Origin of the sequence: Gordonia sp. SGD-V-85 (genome assembly GCF_001456905.1) — a bacterium.
Taxonomy (GTDB): Bacteria; Actinomycetota; Actinomycetes; order Mycobacteriales; family Mycobacteriaceae; genus Gordonia; species Gordonia hongkongensis.
Genome location: NZ_LNQO01000007.1, coordinates 207,995 through 228,836, shown reverse-complemented (window position 1 = coordinate 228,836; position 20,842 = coordinate 207,995). Strand labels below are relative to the sequence as shown.

Below are 20,842 nucleotides of genomic sequence, written 5' to 3'. Positions count from 1 at the left end.
CGCCGGCGACGAGGTGTCGAGCAGGGGATCAGAGGCGCTCGACGATGTAGTCGATGCACTGGGTGAGCTTGCTGACGTCCTCCGGCTCGATGGCCGGGAACATGCCGATGCGCAGCTGGTTCCGGCCGAGCTTGCGGTACGGCTCGGTGTCGACGACCCCGTGCGCGCGAAGGATCTTCGCGACGGCCGCGGCGTCGACATCGTCGTTGAAATCGATGGTGCCGACGACCTGGCTGCGGTTGGCCGCCTCGGTGACGAACGGCGTCGCGAACTCGCTCGCCTCGGCCCACTGGTAGAGACGCGAGCTGGAATCAGCGGTGCGCGAGACGCACCAGTCGAGGCCGCCGTTGTTGTTCATCCACTCGATCTGGTTGGCGAACAGCAGCAGCGATCCGACGGCCGGGGTGTTGTAGGTCTGGTTCTTGCTGCTGTTGTCGACGGCGGTCGGCAGCGACAGGAACTCCGGGCACCAGCGATCGGTCTCGGCGATCTCGGCGATGCGTGCGAGCGCCCGCGGGCTCATCAGCGCGACCCAGAGCCCGCCGTCGGCGGCGAAGCATTTCTGCGGCGCGAAGTAGTAGACGTCGGCGTCGGCGACGTTGACGGGCAGGCCGCCCGCACCCGAGGTGGCGTCGATGGCGATGAGCGCGTCATCCGAACCGGCGGGACGGACGACGGGCACCGCGACGCCCGTCGAGGTCTCGTTGTGGGCCCAGCCGATGAGGTCGACGCCGCCGAAGTCGTCGACGGTCAGCGCGGCCGGGTCGGGCGCGGTGCCGGGGTCGGTCGAGATGACTGCGGGGGAGTCGAGGAAGGGGGCCTTCTTCGAGACCGTCGCGAACTTCGACGAGAACTCGCCATAGGTGAGGTGCAGCGAACGCTGCTTGATCAGGCCGAACGCCGCGGCGTCCCAGAATGCCGTGGTGCCGCCGTTGGAGATCACGACCTCATAGCCCTCGGGCAGCGAGAACAGGTTCGACAGACCCTCGCGGATCGAGCCGACGACGTTCTTCACCGGTGCCTGACGGTGGCTGGTGCCGAACACCGACGCGCCGGTGTCGACGAGGGACTGCAACTGCTCGGGGCGAACCTTCGACGGCCCGCATCCGAAGCGGCCGTCCGACGGCAGCAGGTCGGCGGGCAGGGTGATGGATGCGGTGGCGGCTTCGCTCATGACGGCAATTCTAGGGAGTGGCCCTCGCCACCTGTGGGGGCGCCTCGGGTTAGGTGTCGGCAGCCGGGTGGTGCAGCGGCGATCTCTGCGCCGGTGGCCCCATGCAGAATCGCTGTTTCATCGAAAGGTGCGCTACCTGGAAGTAGCGCACCTCTGGGTCGAGTAGGGCTTCTGGGGCGGGCACGTCAGACGAGTCCCGCATCGCGGAGGGCATCTGTGATGAGGCCACGGAAGTGATGCGGGTCCAGGAGGTCCTGCCACGTCCCCCGCACGACGAGCCGCCCCGTTCGCCGGATGGCGTCCTCACGTCGTTTCTCGTCGACCACCGTTTCCGACGCGGGCGTGCCGAACTGTCCCGAGTACTTGACCTTGCCGTCGAACTCGCCGATGACCTTGTCGTCCCAGCCGAAGTCGCCGCGGGCAACGAACCTGCCGTCGCCGTCGAGGATGGTCACCTGGAGGTCGGGGAGCGGGAGTCCGACGGCGATCATCGTTGCGCGGCTGAAGGATTCGCCTACGCTTTCGGATCGTGCGTCGGCCATCGAGAGCGCCTGACGCAGTTGTCGGATGCCCTTCATCTTGATGCTCGACGCCACGACGGCCTGGATCTCGGCGTGTGTGATGCCAGAGCGGAGACCACTGTCGAGGCAGCAGACTGCCTGTTCGAACGTCCCCAGGCGGGCCACGTCGGCGACCGTGCGGGCCGGCGTCGTCACCCGGACGTTGTCGACGGACATCACCTGCTCGTCCGGCAGGTTGTCGCGGTGTATGTGGATCTTGTCCCCGGTACGACCGGTCTTGGACGAGGTGAAGTGGACTGTGGTCATGTCCGGTCGGAGGAGGGGATGCCGTGGAGCGCGGCGGCGGACTCGTGGCTGACCACGCGTCCGTTCCCGCCGACGGCCACGGCGCCGCGGATCTTCAGGCGATAGCGTTCGAGCTCGTCGTCGGGCGCGGGTCCGAGGTGCACCGCACCTCGCCATACGCTCCGCAGCGCGCCAGTCTCCTGACGCAACCGGATCTCGTCCTCCCCGAGACGGGCTGCGAGAGCGGACCGTCGGATCACGTGATTGTCGGGCATGCGCTCGATGGTGAGGCCGCCCCGGTCCGATTGCGGGTGCCTGGGCGTCCCTGTGGAATTCACTCAGACGTTGTCCACAGCCGAGTGGCCTCCACAGGGTCGCTACCTCGACCACAGATTCGCTATCTGTGAATAGCGAATCTATGGGGGAAGTAGCGATTCTGGTGGAACGGACCTACAGGCCCGGCTTCACGACGTCACCCCAGCCCTCGACGTCCTCGGGGCGACGGGGGCTCGGGCCGGTGTAGATCGCGGCCGGGCGGACCAGCTTGCCGAGACGCTTCTGCTCGAGGATGTGCGCACACCAGCCGGCGGTCCGGCCGCAGGTGAACATCGCCGGCATCATGTGCGTCGGCACCTCGGCGAAGTCGAGGATGACCGCCGCCCAGAACTCGACGTTGGTCTCGATGGCGCGGTCGGGGCGTCGTTCCCGGAGCTCGGTGAGCGCGGCCTGCTCGAGTGCGGCGGCGATCTCGAAGCGGGGTACGCCCAATTCCTGTGCGGTGCGGCGGAGCACGCGGGCACGCGGGTCCTCCGCGCGGTAGACGCGATGCCCGAAGCCCATGAGCTTTTCCTTGCGGTCGAGGATCCCCTTCACGAGTCCTCGTGCGTTACCGGTGTTCTCGACCTCCTCGATCATCGGCAGCACGCGTGCGGGGGCGCCGCCGTGGAGGGGGCCGGACATGGCGCCGATCGCGCCCGACAGCGAGGCCGCGACATCGGCTCCGGTGGATGCGATCACCCGTGCGGTGAACGTCGACGCGTTCATGCCGTGCTCGGCGGCGCTGACCCAGTAGGCGTCGATCGCGGCGATGTGCCGGGGATCGGGGTCGCCCTTCCAGCGGGTCATGAATCGTGCGGTGACGGTGTCACATTCGTCGATCACGTGCTGGGGGACCGCGGGCTGGTGGATGCCGCGCGCGGACTGCGCCACGTACGACAGCGCCATCACCGACGCGCGGGCGAGGTTGTCGCGGGCGGTCTCGTCGTCGATGTCGAGGAGCGGCTGGTAACCCCAGATAGGGGCGAGCATGGCGAGCGCAGCCTGGACGTCGACGCGTACGTCACCGGTGTGGATCGGCAGTGGGAACGGTTCGGCCGGCGGTAGGCCGTCGCCGAACCTGCCGTCGACCAGGAGGGCCCACACGTCGGCGAACGTCACCTTGTTCTCGACCAGGTCCTCGATGTCGACGCCGCGGTAGCGGAGGTTGCCGCCGTTCTTGTCCGGTTCGGCGATGTCGGTCGTGAAGGCAACCACACCCTCGAGTCCGGCGACGAAATCCTCGGGAACAGTGTTGGCCATGGCAACCCACCTCACTCGACGTCCGTGTCGTGCATCCGCGGGGATGCAATCCACGTGGAACTGTAGATCAGCACGACGCCCCGCGTGTACCCCGGAGTAACGACCGAGGTCGGAGTAGCGTCAGGAAAGTGCCGGACCAGTCGCGCGACCCCATCGACCTGCCGAACATGCGTGTCGGATATGGCGGCGGGATCCCACCCAACATCGGTGAGGGCGACCGCGCCGCCGGTGCCGACGGTATCCGCGAGAACCTCGATCCGAGTTGGCTTCGCGGCGACCCGCCGTGGCTGGATCTGTTCGGTGTCTGGCTGCGCGAAGCCGTCGACGCCCGGATCGCCGAACCCAACGCGATGGTCCTCGGCACCGTCGACGCGGCCGGCCGGCCGTCGACCCGAACCGTTCTGTGCAAGGGAGTCGACGCGAACGGAGTGGTCTTCTTCACCGGCTACGACTCGGACAAGGGCCGGCACCTGGCCGCGAATCCCTATGCCTCGGTGACATTCCCCTGGATCGGACTCGAGCGCCAAGTGCACTTCCGCGGTCCGGTCGAACACGTCAGTGCTGAAGAGGTCCAGGCGTATTGGGAGCTGCGGCCCCGCGGATCCCAGTTGTCGGCCGCGGCGTCGGAACAGTCACGGCCCATCGGCAGCCGCGTCGAACTCGAGCAGAAGGCAGCGAACCTCGCGGACGCCTACGGCGGCTTCGACGGCGGCGCGGACGTGCCGGTCCCGTCCGATTGGGGCGGATACCGCATCGTCCCGGTCGAGGTCGAGTTCTGGCAGGGGCGAGCGAACCGCCTGCACAACCGTGTTCGGCTGACCCACGTCGATCACTCCTGGCGCGCCGAACGGCTGCAACCCTGAGCGTCGACACCCGTTCTGCGGGCCGTCAGCGGTAGTCGAGGCGGTTCGGGTCGAGTCTGGCGATACCGCACTGCGCCTGGGCGAAGATCGGTGCCCGGTACACATGGTGCGCGACGCGTACGCCGTTCACCCAGATCGTGCAGCGAGCGTAACCGCCCCACGACGTGATGTTCGCGGCTGTCTGCTGCCGCTTCTTATGGGACGTGAAAGTGGTTGTGGTCGACCACAGCCTGGTCTTCGGGTTGTAATCGCGCAGGTTCATGCCTACCCCGACGGTGCGCGGCGACATCCGGTTGAGGCCGTCGACCCACCAGTAGCTGTAGGTGCTCTGCTGATCCGAGGCGACCTGCACCGTGATCCGATCACCGGCGGTCGGATACCGAGGGCTGGCGTGCGCCGTCCCCGGGATGGCAAGTCCCAGCACGACGGCCACCGCGACCGTCACCATCGTCGTCCAGCGTCGAATACCCATACTCGTCCCCTTCTTCGATCCCCGACCAAGGTGCGAGTGCTCCCCGGGCGGAACGACCTTAGCGGAGGCCGCCCAACACTCGGCGCCCACTCTCCACAGGTGGCCGTCCGAGTGCCTGGGTGACCGAACCTCGGCGGGCAGTCATAGCATCGTGGAAATGGCCCGCCTTCTCGCCGACACCGCGCCCCTGCGCAACCAGTACTTCCGGCGGCTGTGGCTGGCGAACATCGTGACCGTGATCGGCGCACAGCTGAGCGTGGTCGCCGTGCCGGCACAGATCTACGAGGTCACCGGCAGTTCGGCCTATGTCGGCCTGACCGGTGTGTTCGGCCTCGTCCCGCTCGTCGTCTTCGGATTGTGGGGCGGCGCGCTGGCCGACGTCGTCGATCGCCGCACCCTGTTGATCATCACGACCACCGGTCTCATTGTCTGCAGTGCACTGTTCTGGGCCCAGGCCGCGGTTGGCGGGCAGAATGTCTGGATCGTGTTGGTGCTCTTTGCTGTTCAGCAGGCGTTTTTCGCCGTCAACCAACCGACGCGGACCGCGGTGCTCCCACGACTGCTCGACACCAAGGACCTGCCCGCCGCGCTGTCGTTGAACATGACGGTCATGCAGGCGGGTGCCATCGCCGGGCCGCTGGTCGGTGGGTCGCTGATCCCGGTGCTCGGCTACTCGCTGCTGTACTTCGTGGACACCCTGTTTCTCTTGCCGACGCTCATCGCCGTGATCATGCTGCCGTCCCTGCGGCCGGAGAGTGACGCCGCGCCCAAGGTTGCGGGACTGCGTTCGGTCATCGACGGCCTTCGGTACCTGGCCGGGCACAAGATCCTCCTGGCGTCCTTCCTCGTCGACCTCATCGCCATGATCTTCGGCATGCCGCGGGCACTGTTCCCGCAGATGGCCCACGAGAACTTCGGCGGTCCCGAGGGCGGCGGGATCGCCTTCGCCCTGCTGTTCACGGCGATCGCCGCGGGTGCCGTCGTCGGCGGGATCTTTTCGGGGTGGGTCGCGCGCGTGCAGCGACAGGGTCTCGCCGTCATCGTGTGCATCATCATCTGGGGTCTCGCGATCACCGGGACCGGGATAGCGGTGTCGTTCGCCGACGGTACGGCCATGCCGATGCTCGTCGTGGCGGTCGTGCTGCTGATGATCGGCGGCGCGGCCGACATGGCGTCGGCGGCGTTCCGCCAGACCATCCTGCTGGCTGCCGCGACCGACGAGGTCCGTGGCCGGCTGCAGGGTGTGTTCATCGTGGTGGTGGCCGGCGGCCCGCGGATCGCCGACGTCGCCCATGGCGCCGCAGCCGCCTCGATCGGGGTCGCCGCCGCGACAGCATTCGGCGGCATCGCGGTCGTGATCGCGACGATCATCGCGGCGTTGCTGATCCCGGCCTTCGTGCACTATCGCGCCGGTCAGCGGACCTGAGAACGGGTTCCGCCGACCAGCGCAGCCTCGCAATCGGTGCCACCATGGACGCCATGACCGCCGCCCCTGCCACCGGATTCGACGTGCCGCTCATCGACATCTCGCCGTATACGCGGAACGGCGATCCCGCCGATCGGGCCGTGGTCGCGGCGAGGTTCGACGACGCGGCGAGTTCGGTCGGCTTCATCCAGGTCGTGGGGCACGAGATACCGGCGGCGGTGATCGACGAGTTCACCGCGGTCATGGACGACTTCTTCGCCCTTCCACTCGAGCTGAAGAAGACCTACCGCACGCCTCCCGAGATCAACCGGGGATACGCACCACCGAAGTCGGAGTCTCTCTCCCTGTCGCTGGGCGTCGAGTCCGCAGGGCGTATGAACGACTTCTTCGAGGCGTTCAACGTCGGTGTCGAGGCGACGCAGTACCCCGAACTCGACCTGCCGGCCGACCAGTACGCGATGAACACCTGGCCGGCGGTCGCCCACTTCCAGGCGGCGGTCTCGGCGTACTTCGGCGAGGCCAGACGCGTCGCGCACACTCTGACGAGGATCTTCGCCGACGCCCTCGACCTGCCCGCGGACTTCTTCGAGGGATTCACCGACCACTCGCTCGACGTGCTGCGGATGAACAACTACGCCCTGCCCCCGGGCGAGATCGAACTCGACGGCGAGCTGACCGGCATGGGGGAGCACACCGACTACGGCATCGTGACGGTGCTGTGGGCCGACCAGGTCAGGGGTCTCCAGGTCCTCGACCAGGGCGGTGTATGGCACGACGTGACCCCCGCCGACGGTGCCCTGCTCATCAACCTCGGTGACCTCATGGCGCGCTGGACCAACGAGCGCTGGACGTCGACCCTGCATCGGGTGAAGCCGCCGGTTGTCGACGGCACGGTGGAGCGGCGTCGATCGGCGGCCTACTTCCACGACGGAAACCTCGACGCCATGATCACGACGCTGCCGTCGTGCGTCGGAGCCGGCAGTCGCTATTCGCCGATCACCGTCGGCGAGCACATCGGCGCCAAGCTCGCCGGCTCGCGCGCGGGGCGTCCCAATCCGCATGCCAGTCGTGAGGCGGGCCGCGTCCGGCAGGCGATGCGCCGGAGTCAGGGGCAGCAGTAGACGACAGGTCGGGGCGTCTCAGTCCGCAGTGAGCACACCCGGGTACGACGCTCGCCGCGCGGCTGTCACCGGGCAATAGTGCATCGGGTTGTCGCGTTCGGTGTCCGGCGGAAGATTGCGTTTGGGCGTGTGCACGATCGGTGCATCCACGGCGACCTTGCCGTGCACGCGATCCCACGCATCGCGCGGTCGGGGGTGGCGCAGTGCCCGCTTGGGTAGGAGCTTGTGCATCACGAGGTTGATGCCCTTACCCACCAGACGGAATCGACGTTCGTCCTTGTCGGTCCACTCGAGCCCGAGGATCTCGCGGATCGGCTCGTCGTAGAATCCGGTGGTCAGCCACATGAACAGTTTCTGGTTCTGCGGCACCAGGTACCGGTCCCACAGCCACGTCGGGATGAAGCTCAGGAACGGCGGGGGCGGCAGCTGGGTGATGTCGAGGACCGTGCGGACCGACACGTGATCACGAAGCACGTTGCGGCACATGTGGTCCCAATACTCCAGGAAGTCCTCGTAGGTCTCCGGGACGGGACGCATGGAGACGCCGTACTGGGCGTACCATGCTTTGGACTCCTCGAAGAGCTGACGCTTCTGGTCCTCGGTGAGGAAGGGGCCGAAGCGTTCGCACAGTCGGACGTTGCCGTACCAGAACGTGGCGTGGGCCCAGTAGAAGACGTCGGGATCCAATGCGTGATAGCGGGACCCGTCCTCCATGGTGCCCTTGACGGTGAGGTGGTAGTCGCGCACCTCTTCCCCCGTCCGGGCACCCGGGATGACGGAGTCGAAGACGACGCCGCTGATCGGGTACAGGGAGCGCATCAGGCGCTGCCACCGTTCGCCGAAGAAGTCCGAGTGGTCCCACACCGCCGCACCCAGCTTGGGATGCATGTTCTGGATCGACCCGGCCCACAGACCTTGGAACATCCCCGTCCAGGTCCCCCAGATCTGCCAGGTCAGCGAATCCGGGCCAAGGGGTTCGTAGCCGTGTGTCGCCGACGACGCCGCGCCGGCCGGGCAGGTGGCCTCGGCCGACGCGGCGTCGACGGGACAGGTGTCCTGGGAAGCGTGCAGAACCTCGGCCATGAGACGAAACGATAGGTTCGTCTCACTCGGGTGTCAACCGAGGTCTACCGGGAGTCACTCCGGATTCTCGTGGGTCACCGCCCGGTACCCGCGCGCTCCGGCGCGGTCGACGGCGGCGCGAACGAGACCGAACACGAGTCCTTGCAGCGCGGCGGCCACGAGAACCTCGGTGTTGCTGCGCTCGAGATCCTTGGGATCGGGCGCCGACTCGTCGTCGGAGATCCGCTTCCAGATCTGCCCGAACACCGCGCCGGCGGCGATACCGCCGAGCACGCTGGTCGCGAGGGACATCGGTTTGTACATCGCCTTCGATACGGCACTCATGACAGCTCCTTGCTCTTGGCTCGACTACAACCGCCCTACGGCGGACTCTCAGCGACGACGGCCGGTCAGCGACGACGGCGGCGGATCACGATGAACGCGCCCAGCGCCACCACCGCGGCGACGGCCGCACCGATCAACACGGTCTGGTTCTCCTGGGCCTTCACCTGCGCGGTATGCGCGGTTTTCGACGCCGCCTCGTTCACCCGCGCCGGGACATCCAGCTTGGCCGCGAGAGCGTCGACCGTCTCGGCCAGCTCCTCCCGCTGGTGTTCGATCGGTGGCGGATCGTCGGTCGGATTCTGGTCGGGATGTGTCTCGCTCATCTACAGGTGCTCCTTCACAGTCGCCACGTCACGCTGGACACTCTCGACGGTTCGCTCCGGTGCCGGGGGCACAGCGGATTTCGCGCGCTTGGCGCCGATCGCCGCGGCGGCCCCGCCGATGACCAGCAGCACGACGCCGACGATCACCGCTGCCAGCCACGCCGGCACGGCGTTCGCCAGTCCGAGCACGGCCGCCGCGACCAGCGTGCCGAGGCCGAACAACACCAGCAGCGTGCCCGCGCCGGAAATCCCCGCACCCACCCCGATCCGGGTGCCCTTGCCCTTCATCTCCGCGACGGCGTGCTGCAGTTCGGTCTTCACCAGGGTCGTCGTCTGCTGTTGCAGACGTTCGACGAGTTGCACGGTCGACAAGTCGTTCACAGACGGATCACTCACGCTCGTACCTCCTATCGGGACGCTCGTATGCATTCCCGCGGCGGTCGAAGCCGAAACGTCGTGTCCGCGCGATCAGCACCGACGGAATCGGATCTCCGATCAGCATCGACGGAATCGGATCTCCGATCAGCATCGACGGAATCGGATCTCCGATCAGCATCGACGGAATCGGATCTCCGATCAGCATCGACGAAATCGGATCTCCGATCAGCTCCGACGAAATCGGATCTCCGATCCGGGCACCAGCTGCGCGGCCAGGTCCACCGCGCCCGCGGCGAGGACCGCCACCACGGGGTAGCCGCCGGTGACCGGGTGATCGGCGAGGAAGATCACCGGACGGCCACTTGGCGGGACCTGGACCGACCCGTGGGCGATCCCCTCCGAACGGAGCTCGGCGGCGCCGGCGCGATGGGCGAGGAGCGGCTGCGCCGATCCCTCCGCGCGGTCGATCCGCACCCCGACCCGATTGCTGTCGGATCCGACCAGCCACGTTCCGACGAACAGGTCGGACGGCAACTCGAGATGTCCGGCCCGCGGGCCCTCGTGGCACTCCAGCACGACGACACGCGGGTGCTCGCGGTCGGCGGGGGCGGACAGAGTGGTGGGCCAGTCGCCGGCCGCATCGCCCACGGGCAGACGGTCGTCCGTGCCGAGAGGTGGCGGTCCGAGCCCGGACAGCGTGTCGGTCGACCGGGAACCCAGTACGGGCTCGACGTCGATCCCACCCCGCACGGCGATGTAGTTGCGCAACCCCCAGCCAGGGGTGTCGAGCGCCAGCTCGTCACCGCCGCGCAGTACCAGTGCCGCGGCGAGCCCCGCGGGGACTCCGTTGTGGCGCACCACGGTATCCGCCCCGGTGACCGCCACCAGGACGTCGGCGTCGACGCATGCCCGGAACCCGCCCAGCGTCGTCTCGACGACTGCCGCCCACTCCGCGTTGCCCACAAGGCGATTGGCCAGCGCGAGGGCCCCACGATCAGCTCCGCCGGAACCGGGGACACCGAGATCGGCGTAGCCCGGTCGGCCGTGGTCCTGAACAGTCGCGAGGGGTCCCGTCGCGAGAACGGTCAGCGCGGTCATGTGCCGTCGCGTCCGGCGTCGACGAAGCGGACCACCCGGCCCGCAGTGAGCCGGGCGGGGGGATCGGCACCGGCATCCCACAGCCGAACATCGGTGCGGCCCAGCAACTGCCAACCGCCGGGACTCGACCTCGGGTACACCGCGCTGTACCCGGCGGCAATCGCGACCGACCCCTCCGGAACATTCGTGCGGGCCTCCCGGCGTCGGCCGACGGCGTCGAACGGATGCGCTGCCTCGTCGTCGGCGACGAGATACCCGAAACCCGGTGCGAAGCCCATGAACTGGACGCGCCATCGGGTGCGACAGTGCAGCCCGATCACCTCGTCGGTCGTCATCTCCAGTGCCGCAGCGACATCCGGGAGGTCGGCACCGTCGTAGACGACCGGGATGACGATCTCGTGGGTGCTGTGGGTGTCGGGATCGCCCGCGCGCTTCCGACGCCGGAGCGCCCGGCGGACACCGAGTTCGTCCAGCCCGCGGCCGGGACGGGCCTGGACCAGGACGGTGTGCGCGCTGGGCACGAGGTCGGTGACCTCGGGGAGTTCACCACCCCGGATCGCTTCGCGGAGCGCCGCGACCGCGCTGAGTACGGCGGCCGACGGTGAGTCGTCGGCCGAGAAGTCGAGGACCACCGCGTCGGGGCCCGCCGGCAGCTCGTGCATCCAACGAACTTACCCCGCGCGACACGGTGTCCCACCGATTGAACTCGGGCGGAGGGGCCCGCGTCCGGTGGCAGACTCAGAGAGGACGGGCGCGGGATGGCCGACGCGGAACGTGAGGAGAGACAGTGAGAGAGATCGTCGTCTGCGGTGAGGCGCTCGTCGATGTCGTACAGCAGGGCGGTGGCCGGCACGACGCGACCGCCGGCGGTCTGGCGCCGTTGCAGCCCGCCCTCGGGGGTGGCCCGTTCAATGTGGCAATCACGCTGGGCCGATTGGGGAGTGCGGTCTCTCTGCTGTCCGCGGTGTCCACCGACACCTATGGCGATGCGGTCCTCGACGCACTCCGGGCCGCCGGCGTGGGAACCGCGTTGGTCCAGCGTCGTGACGAGCCCACCTCGTTGGCCCTGGCGACCATCGCCGACGACGGTTCGGCGCACTACTCCTTCTATGTGGAGGGCACCGCGGATCGCGCGATCGGCGATCCCGGCGCACTGCCGCCGACGGTGGCGGCGGTGACCTTCGGAACCCTCTCGCTGGTCCTGGAACCCGGTGCCACGGTGTACGAGAACCTGATGCGCAGATGCCGGGCCGAGGGCCGAGTCGTGGTGTTGGACCCGAATATCCGGCCCGCGGTCATCGCCGACCCCGAGGCCTATCGTCGGCGCTTCCGGAGCTGGATGTCGTCGGTGGACGTGGTCAAACTGTCCGACGAGGACGCGGCCTGGCTCGGTGCGGGTCCCGGGGGTGGTTCGCCGACGGACTGGCTGGCCGACGGCGTCGCCGCGGTGGTCACCACGGCGGGAGCCTCGGGCATCACCGTCCGGACCGCGGTCGGTGAGGTGAGTTCGCCGGCGCCGGCCGTCGACGTCGTCGACACGATCGGTGCCGGGGACAGCGTGCTCGGGGGCCTTGTCAACCACCTGGATCGGCGTGGTCGACTCACGCCCGGAGCAGTGCGATCCCTGACCCTCCAGCAGTGGCGGGAAGCGGCTGAATTCGCAGCTCACGTGGCTGCGGTGACGGTCTCGAGGCCCGGCGCCGACCCTCCGTGGGCGGGCGAGCTGAGAAGCGACTAGGTTGTACCTGTGTGTCCTACCCGGTCACTGTAAAAATCTCTGATCTGAATAAGGGGTTCGTGTGTCTGCTGAAACAGTCCCAGCCGACCAGGCGTCCGACACGGCCTCAGCGACCTTCACCTACCCCGGTGGACAGCTGGAGCTCCCGATCCTGAAGGCCACCGAGGGCACCGACTCGGTCGCGCTCGGCAAATTCCTGGCCGAGACCAATCTGACCACCTTCGACGGTGGCTTCGTGAACACCGCGTCGACCAAGTCGGCCATCACCTACATCGACGGTGACGCCGGCATCCTGCGCTACCGCGGAATCCCGATCGACCAGCTGGCCGAGAAGTCGACCTTCATCGAGGTGAGCTACCTGCTCATCTACGGGGAGCTCCCGACTCCGTCGCAGCTCGAGGACTTCACCACCAAGATCCAGCGCCACACCCTCCTGCACGAGGACCTTAAGCGCTTCTTCGACGGATTCCCCCGCAACGCGCACCCGATGCCGGTGCTGTCGAGTGCGGTCAACGCGCTGTCGGCCTACTACCAGGACTCGCTCGATCCCAAGGACGACGAGCAGGTCGAGCTGTCGACGATCCGCCTCCTCGCGAAGCTGCCGACCATCGCGGCGTACGCGTACAAGAAGTCGGCGGGACAGCCGTTCCTGTATCCCGACAACTCGCTGAGCCTCGTCGAGAACTTCCTGCGGATGACCTTCGGCTTCCCCGCGGAGCCCTACGAGGTCAACCCCGAGGTCGCCAAGGCCCTCGACATGCTGTTCATCCTGCATGCCGATCACGAGCAGAACTGTTCCACCTCGACCGTCCGCCTGGTGGGCTCGTCGCAGGCCAACCTGTTCACGTCGATCTCCGGCGGCATCAACGCGCTCTGGGGCCCGCTGCACGGCGGCGCCAACCAGGCCGTGCTCGAGATGCTCGACGACATCCGGGCCGACGGTGGCGACACCAAGGACTTCATGAAGCGGGTGAAGAACAAGGAGGCCGGCGTCAAGCTGATGGGCTTCGGTCACCGCGTCTACAAGAACTACGACCCGCGCGCCGCCATCGTGAAGAAGACCGCCGACACGATCCTGGAATCGCTTGGCGTGCAGGACGACCTGCTCGACATCGCCAAGGGTCTCGAAGAGGTCGCCCTCAACGACGACTACTTCATCGAGCGCAAGCTGTACCCGAACGTGGATTTCTACACCGGTGTCATCTACCGTGCGATGGGCTTCCCGACGCGCATGTTCACCGTGCTGTTCGCGCTGGGACGCCTGCCGGGATGGATCGCGCACTGGCGCGAGATGCACGAGGACCCGACCACCAAGATCGGCCGTCCGCGTCAGCTCTACACCGGCTACACCGAACGCGACTACGTGCAGATGGGCGATCGCTGAGCGACCGTTCCGACGCACCGCCTGACCGCCGAACACCCGACTCAAAGGAGAGTCCAGTGACCAGCACCGAGAAGCCAGTGGTCGAGTTCCAGGCGGGACCCCCGCCGGCCGACCTCACCATCTCCGACCTCATCGTCGGCGAGGGCGAGGAAGCCGCTCGCGGCGGCATCGTCGACGTCCACTACGTCGGGGTCGACTACGAGACGGGCGAAGAGTTCGATTCGTCGTGGGATCGCGGCCAGTCGGCCAACTTCCCGCTGGACCGGTTGATCCCGGGCTGGCAGGAAGGCATCCCCGGGATGAAGGTCGGCGGACGCCGCCAGCTGACGGTTCCGCCCGAGCTGGCCTACGGCTCCGCCGGTGCCGGACACCGTCTCTCGGGACGGACCCTCGTGTTCGTCATCGACCTGCTCGGAGTGGGCTGACGTCCGCCACCGAACTGGTCTGGCTCAGGCGCGATCTACGCCTGAGTGACCTCCCGCCGCTCGCCGCGGCCGCCTCAAGGACCGATTCGTCGGTCCTCGTGTGCTTTGTGGTGGACCCGCGGCTGGAGAAGTCCGCGGGCGAGCGGCGGCTCGCGTTCCTGTTCGACTCCCTGCGGGAACTGGACGACAAGCTCGACGGCAAGCTGCTGGTCGTGCGGGGCCGACCCGAGGTCGAGATCCCGAAGCTGGCCCGAGCGGTCGACGCCGAACGGGTGCACATCTCCGAGGACTTCGCCCCGTTCGGCCGCCGACGCGACGAGGCCGTCGCCGACGCGCTCGGCGACATCGAGCTCGTGGCGACCGGGTCGCCGTACCTCGTCTCACCCGGTCGCGTCACCAAAGACGACGGGGAGCCGTACAAGGTGTTCACCCCGTACTTCAAGCGGTGGCGTGACCACGGCTGGCGTGCGCCCGCCGACTCGTCGGTGCCTGCGAAGGAGATCGTCGACCCGTCGGACCTGACGAAGACCGGGCGCATCAAAGTACCGAAGTCGCCGACCGGTTTGTCGTTGCCCGCCGGTGAAGACGCGGCGCTCGAGCGGTGGGCCGAGTACGTCGACAACGGTCTCGCCGACTACGACTCCGGCCGCAACGATCCCGCGGGTGACAGCACCAGCCGGATGTCGGCGTATCTCAAATACGGCAACATCCATCCCCGCACGATGGCCGCCGATCTCGGCAAGGGCAAGGGGCCGCAAGCGTATCTACGCGAACTCGCCTTCCGCGACTTCTACGCCGACGTGCTGTTCCACTGGCCACATAGCTTGTGGCACAACTGGAATCGACAGTTCGACGGCATCGACCTCGACACCGACAAGAAGGCCTACGAGCGTTTCGACGCGTGGAAGGCAGGGCGTACCGGTTTTCCGCTCGTCGACGCCGGGATGCGTCAGCTCGCGGAGACCGGGTACATGCATAATCGGGTGCGCATGGTGACCGCGTCCTTCCTCGTCAAGGACCTGCACCTGCCGTGGTGGTGGGGAGCGGAATGGTTCCTCGAGCAGCTCATCGACGGTGACATGGCGTCGAACAACCACGGCTGGCAGTGGGCCGCCGGTACGGGAACCGATGCGGCGCCGTACTTCCGGGTGTTCAACCCCGAGGCGCAGGCCAAGAAGTTCGATCCCGACGGCGAGTACATCCGACGCTGGGTCGGTGACGTCGACGCCGACGACTATCCCGAGCCGATGGTCGATCACAAGGCCGAGCGCGAGGAAGCGCTCCGCCGTTTCGGCCAGATCTAGCTGACCTCAGAGGACGAGTCCGTCAGAATGGTGGCGGGTTCTCGAGGAAGTCGCGACGGTCGGCTTCGAGTTCGGCTTCGCGTCGTTTCTTGTTGCGGGCGCGTTCTTGTCGCCGGCGGGCGTGTTTGGCGTCCAGTCGGCTGTGTGTGCGCTCCGGGTTGACGGAGGCGATGACGCGTGGGGTGGGTGGGGCTTGGGCGGCTTGTTCGAACCGGATACGCCGCAGGTTGGGGAAGGTGTCTTCGAGGGTTTCGGCGTCGCCGGGCAGGGTGACCCCTTCGGGGGTTTCGTATTCGGTGACCAGGCGTCCGTCGTCGTCGCGGTATTGCACATCGACCCAGTCCCCGTGGGTTTTGAACAGGTGACCGGGGCGGCATTTGGTGTTGAGGTTCTCACTCGACGTCGCCCCACCGCGGGCGGGGTCGGTGTGGTCGTATTCGGTGACGTGGTCGAGATCGCACGCGAACGCTGAACGGGTGCAGCCGGGTTCGGTGCAGTATCCGTCCCGGACTCGCACGAAGTCGGCGCACGACGTGGTGGGCCGGTATCCGTTGCCGGGGTGGGTGGCCGGGTAGACCACTGCGACACTCGCGGTGGTCTCGACGGGTCGATCGGGTTCGTCTGCGTCGGTGTCGTTTTCGCCGTGTGCGCCGGTCGTGGCGGCGTCGGCTCGGGTGTCCTCGGCTGGTGCCGGGCGCTGGGCGGTCCGCCGCTGGTCGGCGTCGTTGGTGCTGGGGGCGACGTAGGTGGGTTGGGTGCGGGCGGGGGTGACCGGGGACAGCGTGGCGTCGGGGCGGGCGGCGAGGTCACGGACGTGTTCGTCGCTGATGATGCCGTGTTCGTCGAGGAACCCGACCCCGGGTGCCCCGGCGAGGGTGGCGGCATCGGTGACTACATGGATCACGATCTCGGCGCGGACCGCGTCGAGGACGCTCTGTGGATCCGGGATGTCGGCAGTGCAGGGATCGTCGTCGTCGCATTGGCAGTCGAAGCTGGTGCGGGTCAACAGCGCGAACATCGCATCGGATCGTCGTATCCCCTGGGTGCGGGCGTCTCGCTGACAGACCGTGTCGGCGAGGATGGCGACGGCTTTGGCCGAGATCCGCACGTTTTCCGCCGACATGACGGCGGTGAGTTCGGCGGTGCCGTCGGGCAGTTCGTGGGTCCACACCCCACGCTGATCCATCGCGTCTTTGCGGCGTTGGCGTACCGCGTCGGGGTCGTGGCGGAACACGAGGCGGTCGACCATGTCGCGCAGGCGCGCCCGATCCCACACGCCTTTTCGGCGACGCACAGTGTCGGCGATCTCGGCATCCAACGCGGGGGTGATCGGGTCATCGGTGGGGATCAGTTCGGTGCGGGAGATGATCAGCCGGATCTGCCACTGCGACAGGACCCCGTCACGCAACGTGTCGGCAACCTCGGGGAGCCGATCCCGCAGCGCGATCGCCTCATCGATCAGGGTCTCGGCATGCCGGCGGGACACCCCGGCCTGGCGGGCGATGCGGGCCGCGCAGTCAGCATGGCCGTCCATCACGAACCCGGACGCGCTGGTGGTGATCAGGCGGTCGGTCATCGCCGCGATCGTCTGATAGCGGTGCCAGGCGAGGTAGGACTCGCCGCGCCGGGTGGCGTCGAGGCCGGCCATCAACGACACCATGTCGGTCTCGGCGGCGTGGGCAGGATCGACCCCGGCGATGTACTCGCCCGGTAGATCGGTCCATGCCTTCACAACGCCCCCCGACGCCTGTCCACTCACCCGCTGCGACCAGGTGATCCGTTGAAAAACAATGTAAACCCGGCCACCGACAAGTCCGGATGAGTCTCCACAGCAGATGACGCGTCGTAGACGAAATGTGCGCTGGGCGTTGCGGTATGGTGCCGGCCGGGCTCGTGATGGCTGAGATCGTCGGGTCGCCGAGTGGTTTCGACACGGCGACTCGCCTAGCGGCTCGTTGCCGGCTCAACCAGCGGGGGTGGGCGACTCGCCTAGCGGCTCGTTGCCGGCTCAACCAGCGGGGGTGGGCGACTCGCCTAGCGGCTCGTTGCCGGCTCAACCAGCGCAGGGGGGTATCGGCTCGACCAGCGGAGGGCGCGGCGAAGGGTCCTGTCACGCATCGCAACAGGACCCTTCGTGACGCTCGCAAGCTCGCTCCTCAGGGATCGGAGGGTGACGCTCGCACCTCAGGGATCGGAGGGTGACGCTCGCAAGCTCGCTCCTCAGGGATCGGAGGGTGACGCTCGCAAGCTCGCTCCTCAGGCTCAGCGGGCGAGCTTGAGTACCTCGCCCCAGCCGATCCGCGAGCCGGTGCGCAGGATGGACCGCTGGTAAATCCGCGCGGCGATCCACGTGGCGGCCGCGCACGCGGCGCCCATCAGGCCGAAGGTGACGATGATCTGGACGGCATCGGTGTCACCGGTCGCGATGCGCATCGGCATGAGTGCCGCGCTGAACGGCGGTATCCAGCTGAGCACCTCGATCAACGTCGAATCCATCGCCTGCACACCGAAGATGCCGGAGTACAGCACCGCCACCGCAAGGAATGTCAGCGGCGCGGACGACGAGTTCAGCTCCTCCTGCCGGGAGACGATGGCCCCGGTTGCCGCGTAGAGCGAGGAGAAGAACAGGAAGCCGAGCAGGAACCAGGCGATCACCGCCGCGAACATCCCGATGGCGGCGCCCGGAAGGGTGAGGATTCCGGTCGCGGTGCCCGCGATCAGCGCGGTGGCACCGAGCAGCACCACCTGCCCGAGGGCGACCACACCGATGCCGATGATCTTGCCCCACAGCAGATGCAGCGGCTTGATGGTCGCCAGGAGCAGTTCCACGACGCGCGACGTCTTCTCCTCGACGACGCCGACGGCGACCATCGTGCCGCCCATCATGATCGCGGTGACGAGCAGCACCACGCCGACCATCGCGATGAGCAGGCGCTGTCCCTCGTCGGGGTTGTCCGGTTCGGTCTGCGAGACCGAGATGTCCACGGTCGGCAGGGTGGCGGCATCGACACCGCGTTCGGCCAGTGCCGCAGAGAGATTCGCCTGCGACACCGCGGTGCGGATCGGGCCCTCCACAGCCGGTTCGAGGCTGTCCTTGGTGATGATCACATACGATCCCGGCGTCTCTCCGGGCACCAGCGCGGCCTTCACGTCGCCGCTGTTGACCCGATCGCGTGCCTGTTCGACGGTGTCGGCCGGCTCGGTGGCGATCGTCGTGCCGGAGGCCTCACCGACGGAGACGATGGATTCGGCGACGGCGGCCGGCTGACCCACGACGGCGACCTTTTCGACGTCGTCGCCGCCGGAGAACAGGTTGATGATGATGGACCCGGCGACGATCACGATCATCAGCAGCGCGGTACTGACGACGAAGGACTTGGTCTTGGCGCGCGTGGTGATCTCGCGGCCGGCGACGAGTCGGATCGCCTGTGCGGCAGATGCTCTCGGATCGGAACCGGTGGTTGCCACCGGGGTGTCGGGTAGCGTGGTCATGCGGAAACCACCTCTCGGAACAGGTCGGTCAGGGACGGGGTCGAGGTCGCGAACCGGTGCACCGGCCCGTTCTGGAGGGCGGTCGCCAGGATCAGCTGATCGTCGGCGATCTCAGGGTCGATCAGCAGGCGGGTCGTCTCGCCGTAGTCGACGCCGCGGACGCCGGGCAGGGAGTCGGCCCACGCGACATCAGCACGCGGCCCGGTGATCTCGAGGGTGATGCCCTCGCGTGCACGCAGGTCGTCGACCGTGCCGAGCGCGCGCATCTCACCGCGCGCGATGATGCCCACCCGGTTGCAGAGTCGCTGCACGAGGTCGAGTTGGTGCGAGGAGAAGATCACCGGGATGCCCTCGGCAGCCTTCTCTTTGAGCACGTCGCTCATCACGTCGACGGCGACGGGGTCCAGGCCCGAGAACGGCTCGTCGAGCACCAGGACGCTGGGATCGTGGACCAGGGCGGCGGCGAGCTGGACCCGCTGCTGGTTGCCGAGGCTCAGGTCGGCGACGTTGTCGTCGTGGCGGGCGCCCACGCCGAGGCGATCGGTCCACCGCTGGACGGAATCCTGCGCCTCGGCCGCCGACATCCCGTGCAGCCGTGCGAGAAAGGTCAGCTGTTCGCCGACCTTCATCTTGGGGTACAGGCCTCGCTCCTCGGGCATGTACCCGATTCGACGACGCAGATCGAGGTCGATCGGCTGGGTGCCGAGGCGAACCTCTCCGGCGTCGGCGGCCAGCACGCCGAGGATGATGCGCATGGTGGTGGACTTGCCGGCGCCGTTGCTGCCGACGAACCCGAAGATCTCACCCGGGTCGACGGAAAAGGTCATGTCGCGCAGCGCGATGAGGTCTCCATACCGTTTGTGGAGCCCGTCGACGATCAGTGGTGCGGTCATTGCGCACTCTCCTCACTGGGAATGGTTGTCGTATCCGATGGCAGTGCTTCGAGATCCTCGGGGTCCGGATCCGCCATCCACCAGGCGGTGAGCATGGTCGGTACGCAGATCGCGGCCAGGACGAGCGTGATGAGCAGGATGGCCGATCCGTAGACCGCCTGGCCGGACACCTGGTCGTCGAAGCTGAGGACGACCAGCACCGCGTACGGGATGAACATCAGGCTGTACAGAACGGTGAAACCGATGGAACGCGCCGAATTGCGTTGCGCCACCTGGATCTCATCGAGAGCGGTGACCGGCGTGTCGGCGATCGACCCGGTGACGATCCGCGTCAGGTACAGGGTCGTGATGATGCCGGCGAGTCCGATCAGGAAGGGCACCAGAAAGATACCGGTGTCGAAGAACGCGAGAATCGAGCTGAGGATCAGCAGGATGGCGAAGAACGCCTGCACGAGCACGAGTCGTCGATAGGTTCGCCGGGTGCGCCACGAGGTGAGGCGGTGTGCGTTCTTGTCGTTGAACTCCTGGTGCCGGCGGCCCCGCCACTCCTCGTAGCGGCGCCAGAGGGCGGGTGTGGCCTCCTCGGGGATGGCCGAATTGGGGTCGTTCATCGTTCACCTCCGGACTCGTCGGTGTGGGTGGCTGGGTGCAGTTCTTGACGGGGCGACGATTGGCGCCGGTACAGCGCCGACGACATCGCCTCGAACTCGTGCCGGCTGAACACCGCCTCCACCGGTAAATCGAAGACGTCGCAGATGCGGAACGCCAGGTCGAGGCTGGGGTAGTTGTCGCCGCGCTCGAGTGCGCCCACCGATTGGACGTTGATGCCGACGACTGCGGCGAGTTCGGCCCGCGACATCCGACGCTCCGCCCGCAGCACGCCGATGCGGTTGTAGATGGGGAGCTTTTCCCCACGGCGTATTGGACTCACCTGACTCAGTGTTGTGAAAACACAACACC

The 20,842-nt window shown here is 67.5% G+C and carries 24 protein-coding genes; 7 read left to right on the top strand and 17 right to left on the bottom strand.

Translation table 11 applies throughout. The annotated features are described in order from the left end of the window. Positions 1-28: 28 nt before the first annotated feature. The 4 genes from serC to AS181_RS10890 form a co-directional block, all read right to left on the bottom strand. Positions 29-1,174 (bottom strand): phosphoserine transaminase, encoded by a 1,146-nt coding sequence (gene serC, locus AS181_RS10905; RefSeq protein WP_058251604.1) that lies wholly within the window; start codon positions 1,172-1,174, stop codon positions 29-31. A 185-nt stretch (positions 1,175-1,359) separates the two neighbouring features. Beyond that, positions 1,360-2,001 carry a hypothetical protein gene (locus AS181_RS10900; RefSeq protein ID WP_058251603.1) on the bottom strand — a complete coding sequence of 214 codons (642 nt, stop codon included), beginning with the start codon at positions 1,999-2,001 and terminating at the stop codon, positions 1,360-1,362. Beyond that, the gene (locus tag AS181_RS10895; protein WP_058251602.1) at positions 1,998-2,255 is read right to left on the bottom strand and encodes a hypothetical protein; all 258 of its coding nucleotides are present in this window, start codon (positions 2,253-2,255) and stop codon (positions 1,998-2,000) included. The genes AS181_RS10900 and AS181_RS10895 overlap by 4 nt, the downstream gene beginning before the upstream one ends. Before the next feature lie 175 nt (positions 2,256-2,430). After that, complete coding sequence (locus AS181_RS10890; protein ID WP_058251601.1) at positions 2,431-3,558, bottom strand: citrate synthase 2; 1,128 nt, start codon at positions 3,556-3,558, stop codon at positions 2,431-2,433. A gap of 167 nt (positions 3,559-3,725) precedes the next feature. Between AS181_RS10890 and pdxH the strand changes: the two genes are divergently transcribed. After that, a complete protein-coding gene (gene pdxH / locus AS181_RS10885) occupies positions 3,726-4,421 on the top strand; it encodes a pyridoxamine 5'-phosphate oxidase (protein WP_249146423.1) in 696 nt (231 codons plus the stop codon). Between the two features lie 25 nt (positions 4,422-4,446). On the opposite strand, the gene AS181_RS10880 is transcribed toward pdxH, so the two are convergent. After that, positions 4,447-4,893 (bottom strand): hypothetical protein, encoded by a 447-nt coding sequence (locus AS181_RS10880; protein WP_139114205.1) that lies wholly within the window; start codon positions 4,891-4,893, stop codon positions 4,447-4,449. A 157-nt stretch (positions 4,894-5,050) separates the two neighbouring features. Here AS181_RS10880 and AS181_RS10875 point away from each other — a divergent pair, with 157 nt between their 5' ends. Both AS181_RS10875 and AS181_RS10870 read left to right on the top strand, forming a co-directional pair. Next, positions 5,051-6,319: an MFS transporter gene (locus tag AS181_RS10875; RefSeq protein WP_058251598.1), complete on the top strand. Its 1,269-nt coding sequence runs from the start codon at positions 5,051-5,053 to the stop codon at positions 6,317-6,319. A gap of 44 nt (positions 6,320-6,363) precedes the next feature. Next, complete coding sequence (locus AS181_RS10870; RefSeq protein ID WP_058251597.1) at positions 6,364-7,440, top strand: isopenicillin N synthase family dioxygenase; 1,077 nt, start codon at positions 6,364-6,366, stop codon at positions 7,438-7,440. An 18-nt stretch (positions 7,441-7,458) separates the two neighbouring features. On the opposite strand, the gene AS181_RS10865 is transcribed toward AS181_RS10870, so the two are convergent. The 7 genes from AS181_RS10865 to AS181_RS10835 all read right to left on the bottom strand — a co-directional run bounded on the left by AS181_RS10865 (position 7,459) and on the right by AS181_RS10835 (position 11,308). After that, entirely contained in the window at positions 7,459-8,523 is a 1,065-nt protein-coding gene (locus AS181_RS10865) for an oxygenase MpaB family protein (protein ID WP_058251596.1), read from the bottom strand. A 54-nt stretch (positions 8,524-8,577) separates the two neighbouring features. Beyond that, entirely contained in the window at positions 8,578-8,847 is a 270-nt protein-coding gene (locus AS181_RS10860) for a DUF4235 domain-containing protein (protein WP_058251595.1), read from the bottom strand. 65 nt (positions 8,848-8,912) lie between these two features. Continuing rightward, positions 8,913-9,170 (bottom strand): DUF3618 domain-containing protein, encoded by a 258-nt coding sequence (locus AS181_RS10855; RefSeq protein ID WP_058251594.1) that lies wholly within the window; start codon positions 9,168-9,170, stop codon positions 8,913-8,915. Further along, positions 9,171-9,566 (bottom strand): phage holin family protein, encoded by a 396-nt coding sequence (locus AS181_RS10850; RefSeq protein WP_035718303.1) that lies wholly within the window; start codon positions 9,564-9,566, stop codon positions 9,171-9,173. Further along, the gene (locus AS181_RS10845; protein WP_058251592.1) at positions 9,559-9,753 is read right to left on the bottom strand and encodes a hypothetical protein; all 195 of its coding nucleotides are present in this window, start codon (positions 9,751-9,753) and stop codon (positions 9,559-9,561) included. Before AS181_RS10845 ends, AS181_RS10850 begins: the two co-directional genes overlap by 8 nt. 20 nt (positions 9,754-9,773) lie before the next feature. Continuing rightward, positions 9,774-10,646 (bottom strand): biotin-dependent carboxyltransferase family protein, encoded by an 873-nt coding sequence (locus AS181_RS10840; protein WP_058251591.1) that lies wholly within the window; start codon positions 10,644-10,646, stop codon positions 9,774-9,776. Beyond that, the gene (locus tag AS181_RS10835; RefSeq protein ID WP_058251590.1) at positions 10,643-11,308 is read right to left on the bottom strand and encodes a 5-oxoprolinase subunit B family protein; all 666 of its coding nucleotides are present in this window, start codon (positions 11,306-11,308) and stop codon (positions 10,643-10,645) included. The genes AS181_RS10840 and AS181_RS10835 overlap by 4 nt, the downstream gene beginning before the upstream one ends. 125 nt (positions 11,309-11,433) lie before the next feature. Between AS181_RS10835 and AS181_RS10830 the strand changes: the two genes are divergently transcribed. From AS181_RS10830 to AS181_RS10815, 4 genes are all read left to right on the top strand, one after another. After that, positions 11,434-12,384: a carbohydrate kinase family protein gene (locus AS181_RS10830; protein ID WP_058251589.1), complete on the top strand. Its 951-nt coding sequence runs from the start codon at positions 11,434-11,436 to the stop codon at positions 12,382-12,384. A gap of 61 nt (positions 12,385-12,445) precedes the next feature. Further along, positions 12,446-13,768, top strand: coding sequence for a citrate synthase (locus tag AS181_RS10825; RefSeq protein ID WP_078113443.1), 1,323 nt, complete (start codon positions 12,446-12,448; stop codon positions 13,766-13,768). A 56-nt stretch (positions 13,769-13,824) separates the two neighbouring features. Further along, positions 13,825-14,193, top strand: coding sequence for an FKBP-type peptidyl-prolyl cis-trans isomerase (locus tag AS181_RS10820; protein WP_058251588.1), 369 nt, complete (start codon positions 13,825-13,827; stop codon positions 14,191-14,193). A gap of 14 nt (positions 14,194-14,207) precedes the next feature. Then, positions 14,208-15,497 carry a cryptochrome/photolyase family protein gene (locus tag AS181_RS10815; RefSeq protein WP_058251685.1) on the top strand — a complete coding sequence of 430 codons (1,290 nt, stop codon included), beginning with the start codon at positions 14,208-14,210 and terminating at the stop codon, positions 15,495-15,497. 22 nt (positions 15,498-15,519) lie between these two features. Here the strand turns inward: AS181_RS10815 and AS181_RS10810 are convergent, their stop codons facing one another. The 5 genes from AS181_RS10810 to AS181_RS10790 form a co-directional block, all read right to left on the bottom strand. Further along, positions 15,520-17,229: an HNH endonuclease signature motif containing protein gene (locus AS181_RS10810; protein WP_175404316.1), complete on the bottom strand. Its 1,710-nt coding sequence runs from the start codon at positions 17,227-17,229 to the stop codon at positions 15,520-15,522. A 530-nt stretch (positions 17,230-17,759) separates the two neighbouring features. Then, on the bottom strand, positions 17,760-18,989 hold the full coding sequence (locus AS181_RS10805; RefSeq protein WP_058251586.1) for an ABC transporter permease: 1,230 nt from the start codon (positions 18,987-18,989) through the stop codon (positions 17,760-17,762). Then, positions 18,986-19,882: an ABC transporter ATP-binding protein gene (locus tag AS181_RS10800; RefSeq protein WP_058251585.1), complete on the bottom strand. Its 897-nt coding sequence runs from the start codon at positions 19,880-19,882 to the stop codon at positions 18,986-18,988. Before AS181_RS10800 ends, AS181_RS10805 begins: the two co-directional genes overlap by 4 nt. Next, positions 19,879-20,493 carry a hypothetical protein gene (locus AS181_RS10795; RefSeq protein WP_058251584.1) on the bottom strand — a complete coding sequence of 205 codons (615 nt, stop codon included), beginning with the start codon at positions 20,491-20,493 and terminating at the stop codon, positions 19,879-19,881. Before AS181_RS10795 ends, AS181_RS10800 begins: the two co-directional genes overlap by 4 nt. After that, positions 20,490-20,813 (bottom strand): helix-turn-helix transcriptional regulator, encoded by a 324-nt coding sequence (locus AS181_RS10790; protein ID WP_058251583.1) that lies wholly within the window; start codon positions 20,811-20,813, stop codon positions 20,490-20,492. Before AS181_RS10790 ends, AS181_RS10795 begins: the two co-directional genes overlap by 4 nt. Positions 20,814-20,842 lie beyond the last annotated feature (29 nt).

Excerpts from the sequence above, each read along its gene's own strand:
- serC (WP_058251604.1), bottom strand. The coding sequence starts at position 1,174 with ATGAGCGAAGCCGCCACCGCATCCATCACCCTGCCCGCCGACCTGCTG.
- AS181_RS10900 (WP_058251603.1), bottom strand. The coding sequence starts at position 2,001 with ATGACCACAGTCCACTTCACCTCGTCCAAGACCGGTCGTACCGGGGAC.
- AS181_RS10895 (WP_058251602.1), bottom strand. The coding sequence starts at position 2,255 with ATGCCCGACAATCACGTGATCCGACGGTCCGCTCTCGCAGCCCGTCTC.
- AS181_RS10890 (WP_058251601.1), bottom strand. The coding sequence starts at position 3,558 with ATGGCCAACACTGTTCCCGAGGATTTCGTCGCCGGACTCGAGGGTGTG.
- pdxH (WP_249146423.1), top strand. The coding sequence starts at position 3,726 with ATGCGTGTCGGATATGGCGGCGGGATCCCACCCAACATCGGTGAGGGC.
- AS181_RS10880 (WP_139114205.1), bottom strand. The coding sequence starts at position 4,893 with ATGGGTATTCGACGCTGGACGACGATGGTGACGGTCGCGGTGGCCGTC.
- AS181_RS10875 (WP_058251598.1), top strand. The coding sequence starts at position 5,051 with ATGGCCCGCCTTCTCGCCGACACCGCGCCCCTGCGCAACCAGTACTTC.
- AS181_RS10870 (WP_058251597.1), top strand. The coding sequence starts at position 6,364 with ATGGACGCCATGACCGCCGCCCCTGCCACCGGATTCGACGTGCCGCTC.
- AS181_RS10865 (WP_058251596.1), bottom strand. The coding sequence starts at position 8,523 with ATGGCCGAGGTTCTGCACGCTTCCCAGGACACCTGTCCCGTCGACGCC.
- AS181_RS10860 (WP_058251595.1), bottom strand. The coding sequence starts at position 8,847 with ATGAGTGCCGTATCGAAGGCGATGTACAAACCGATGTCCCTCGCGACC.
- AS181_RS10855 (WP_058251594.1), bottom strand. The coding sequence starts at position 9,170 with ATGAGCGAGACACATCCCGACCAGAATCCGACCGACGATCCGCCACCG.
- AS181_RS10845 (WP_058251592.1), bottom strand. The coding sequence starts at position 9,753 with ATGCTGATCGGAGATCCGATTCCGTCGATGCTGATCGGAGATCCGATT.
- AS181_RS10840 (WP_058251591.1), bottom strand. The coding sequence starts at position 10,646 with ATGACCGCGCTGACCGTTCTCGCGACGGGACCCCTCGCGACTGTTCAG.
- AS181_RS10835 (WP_058251590.1), bottom strand. The coding sequence starts at position 11,308 with ATGCACGAGCTGCCGGCGGGCCCCGACGCGGTGGTCCTCGACTTCTCG.
- AS181_RS10805 (WP_058251586.1), bottom strand. The coding sequence starts at position 18,989 with ATGACCACGCTACCCGACACCCCGGTGGCAACCACCGGTTCCGATCCG.
- AS181_RS10800 (WP_058251585.1), bottom strand. The coding sequence starts at position 19,882 with ATGACCGCACCACTGATCGTCGACGGGCTCCACAAACGGTATGGAGAC.
- AS181_RS10795 (WP_058251584.1), bottom strand. The coding sequence starts at position 20,493 with ATGAACGACCCCAATTCGGCCATCCCCGAGGAGGCCACACCCGCCCTC.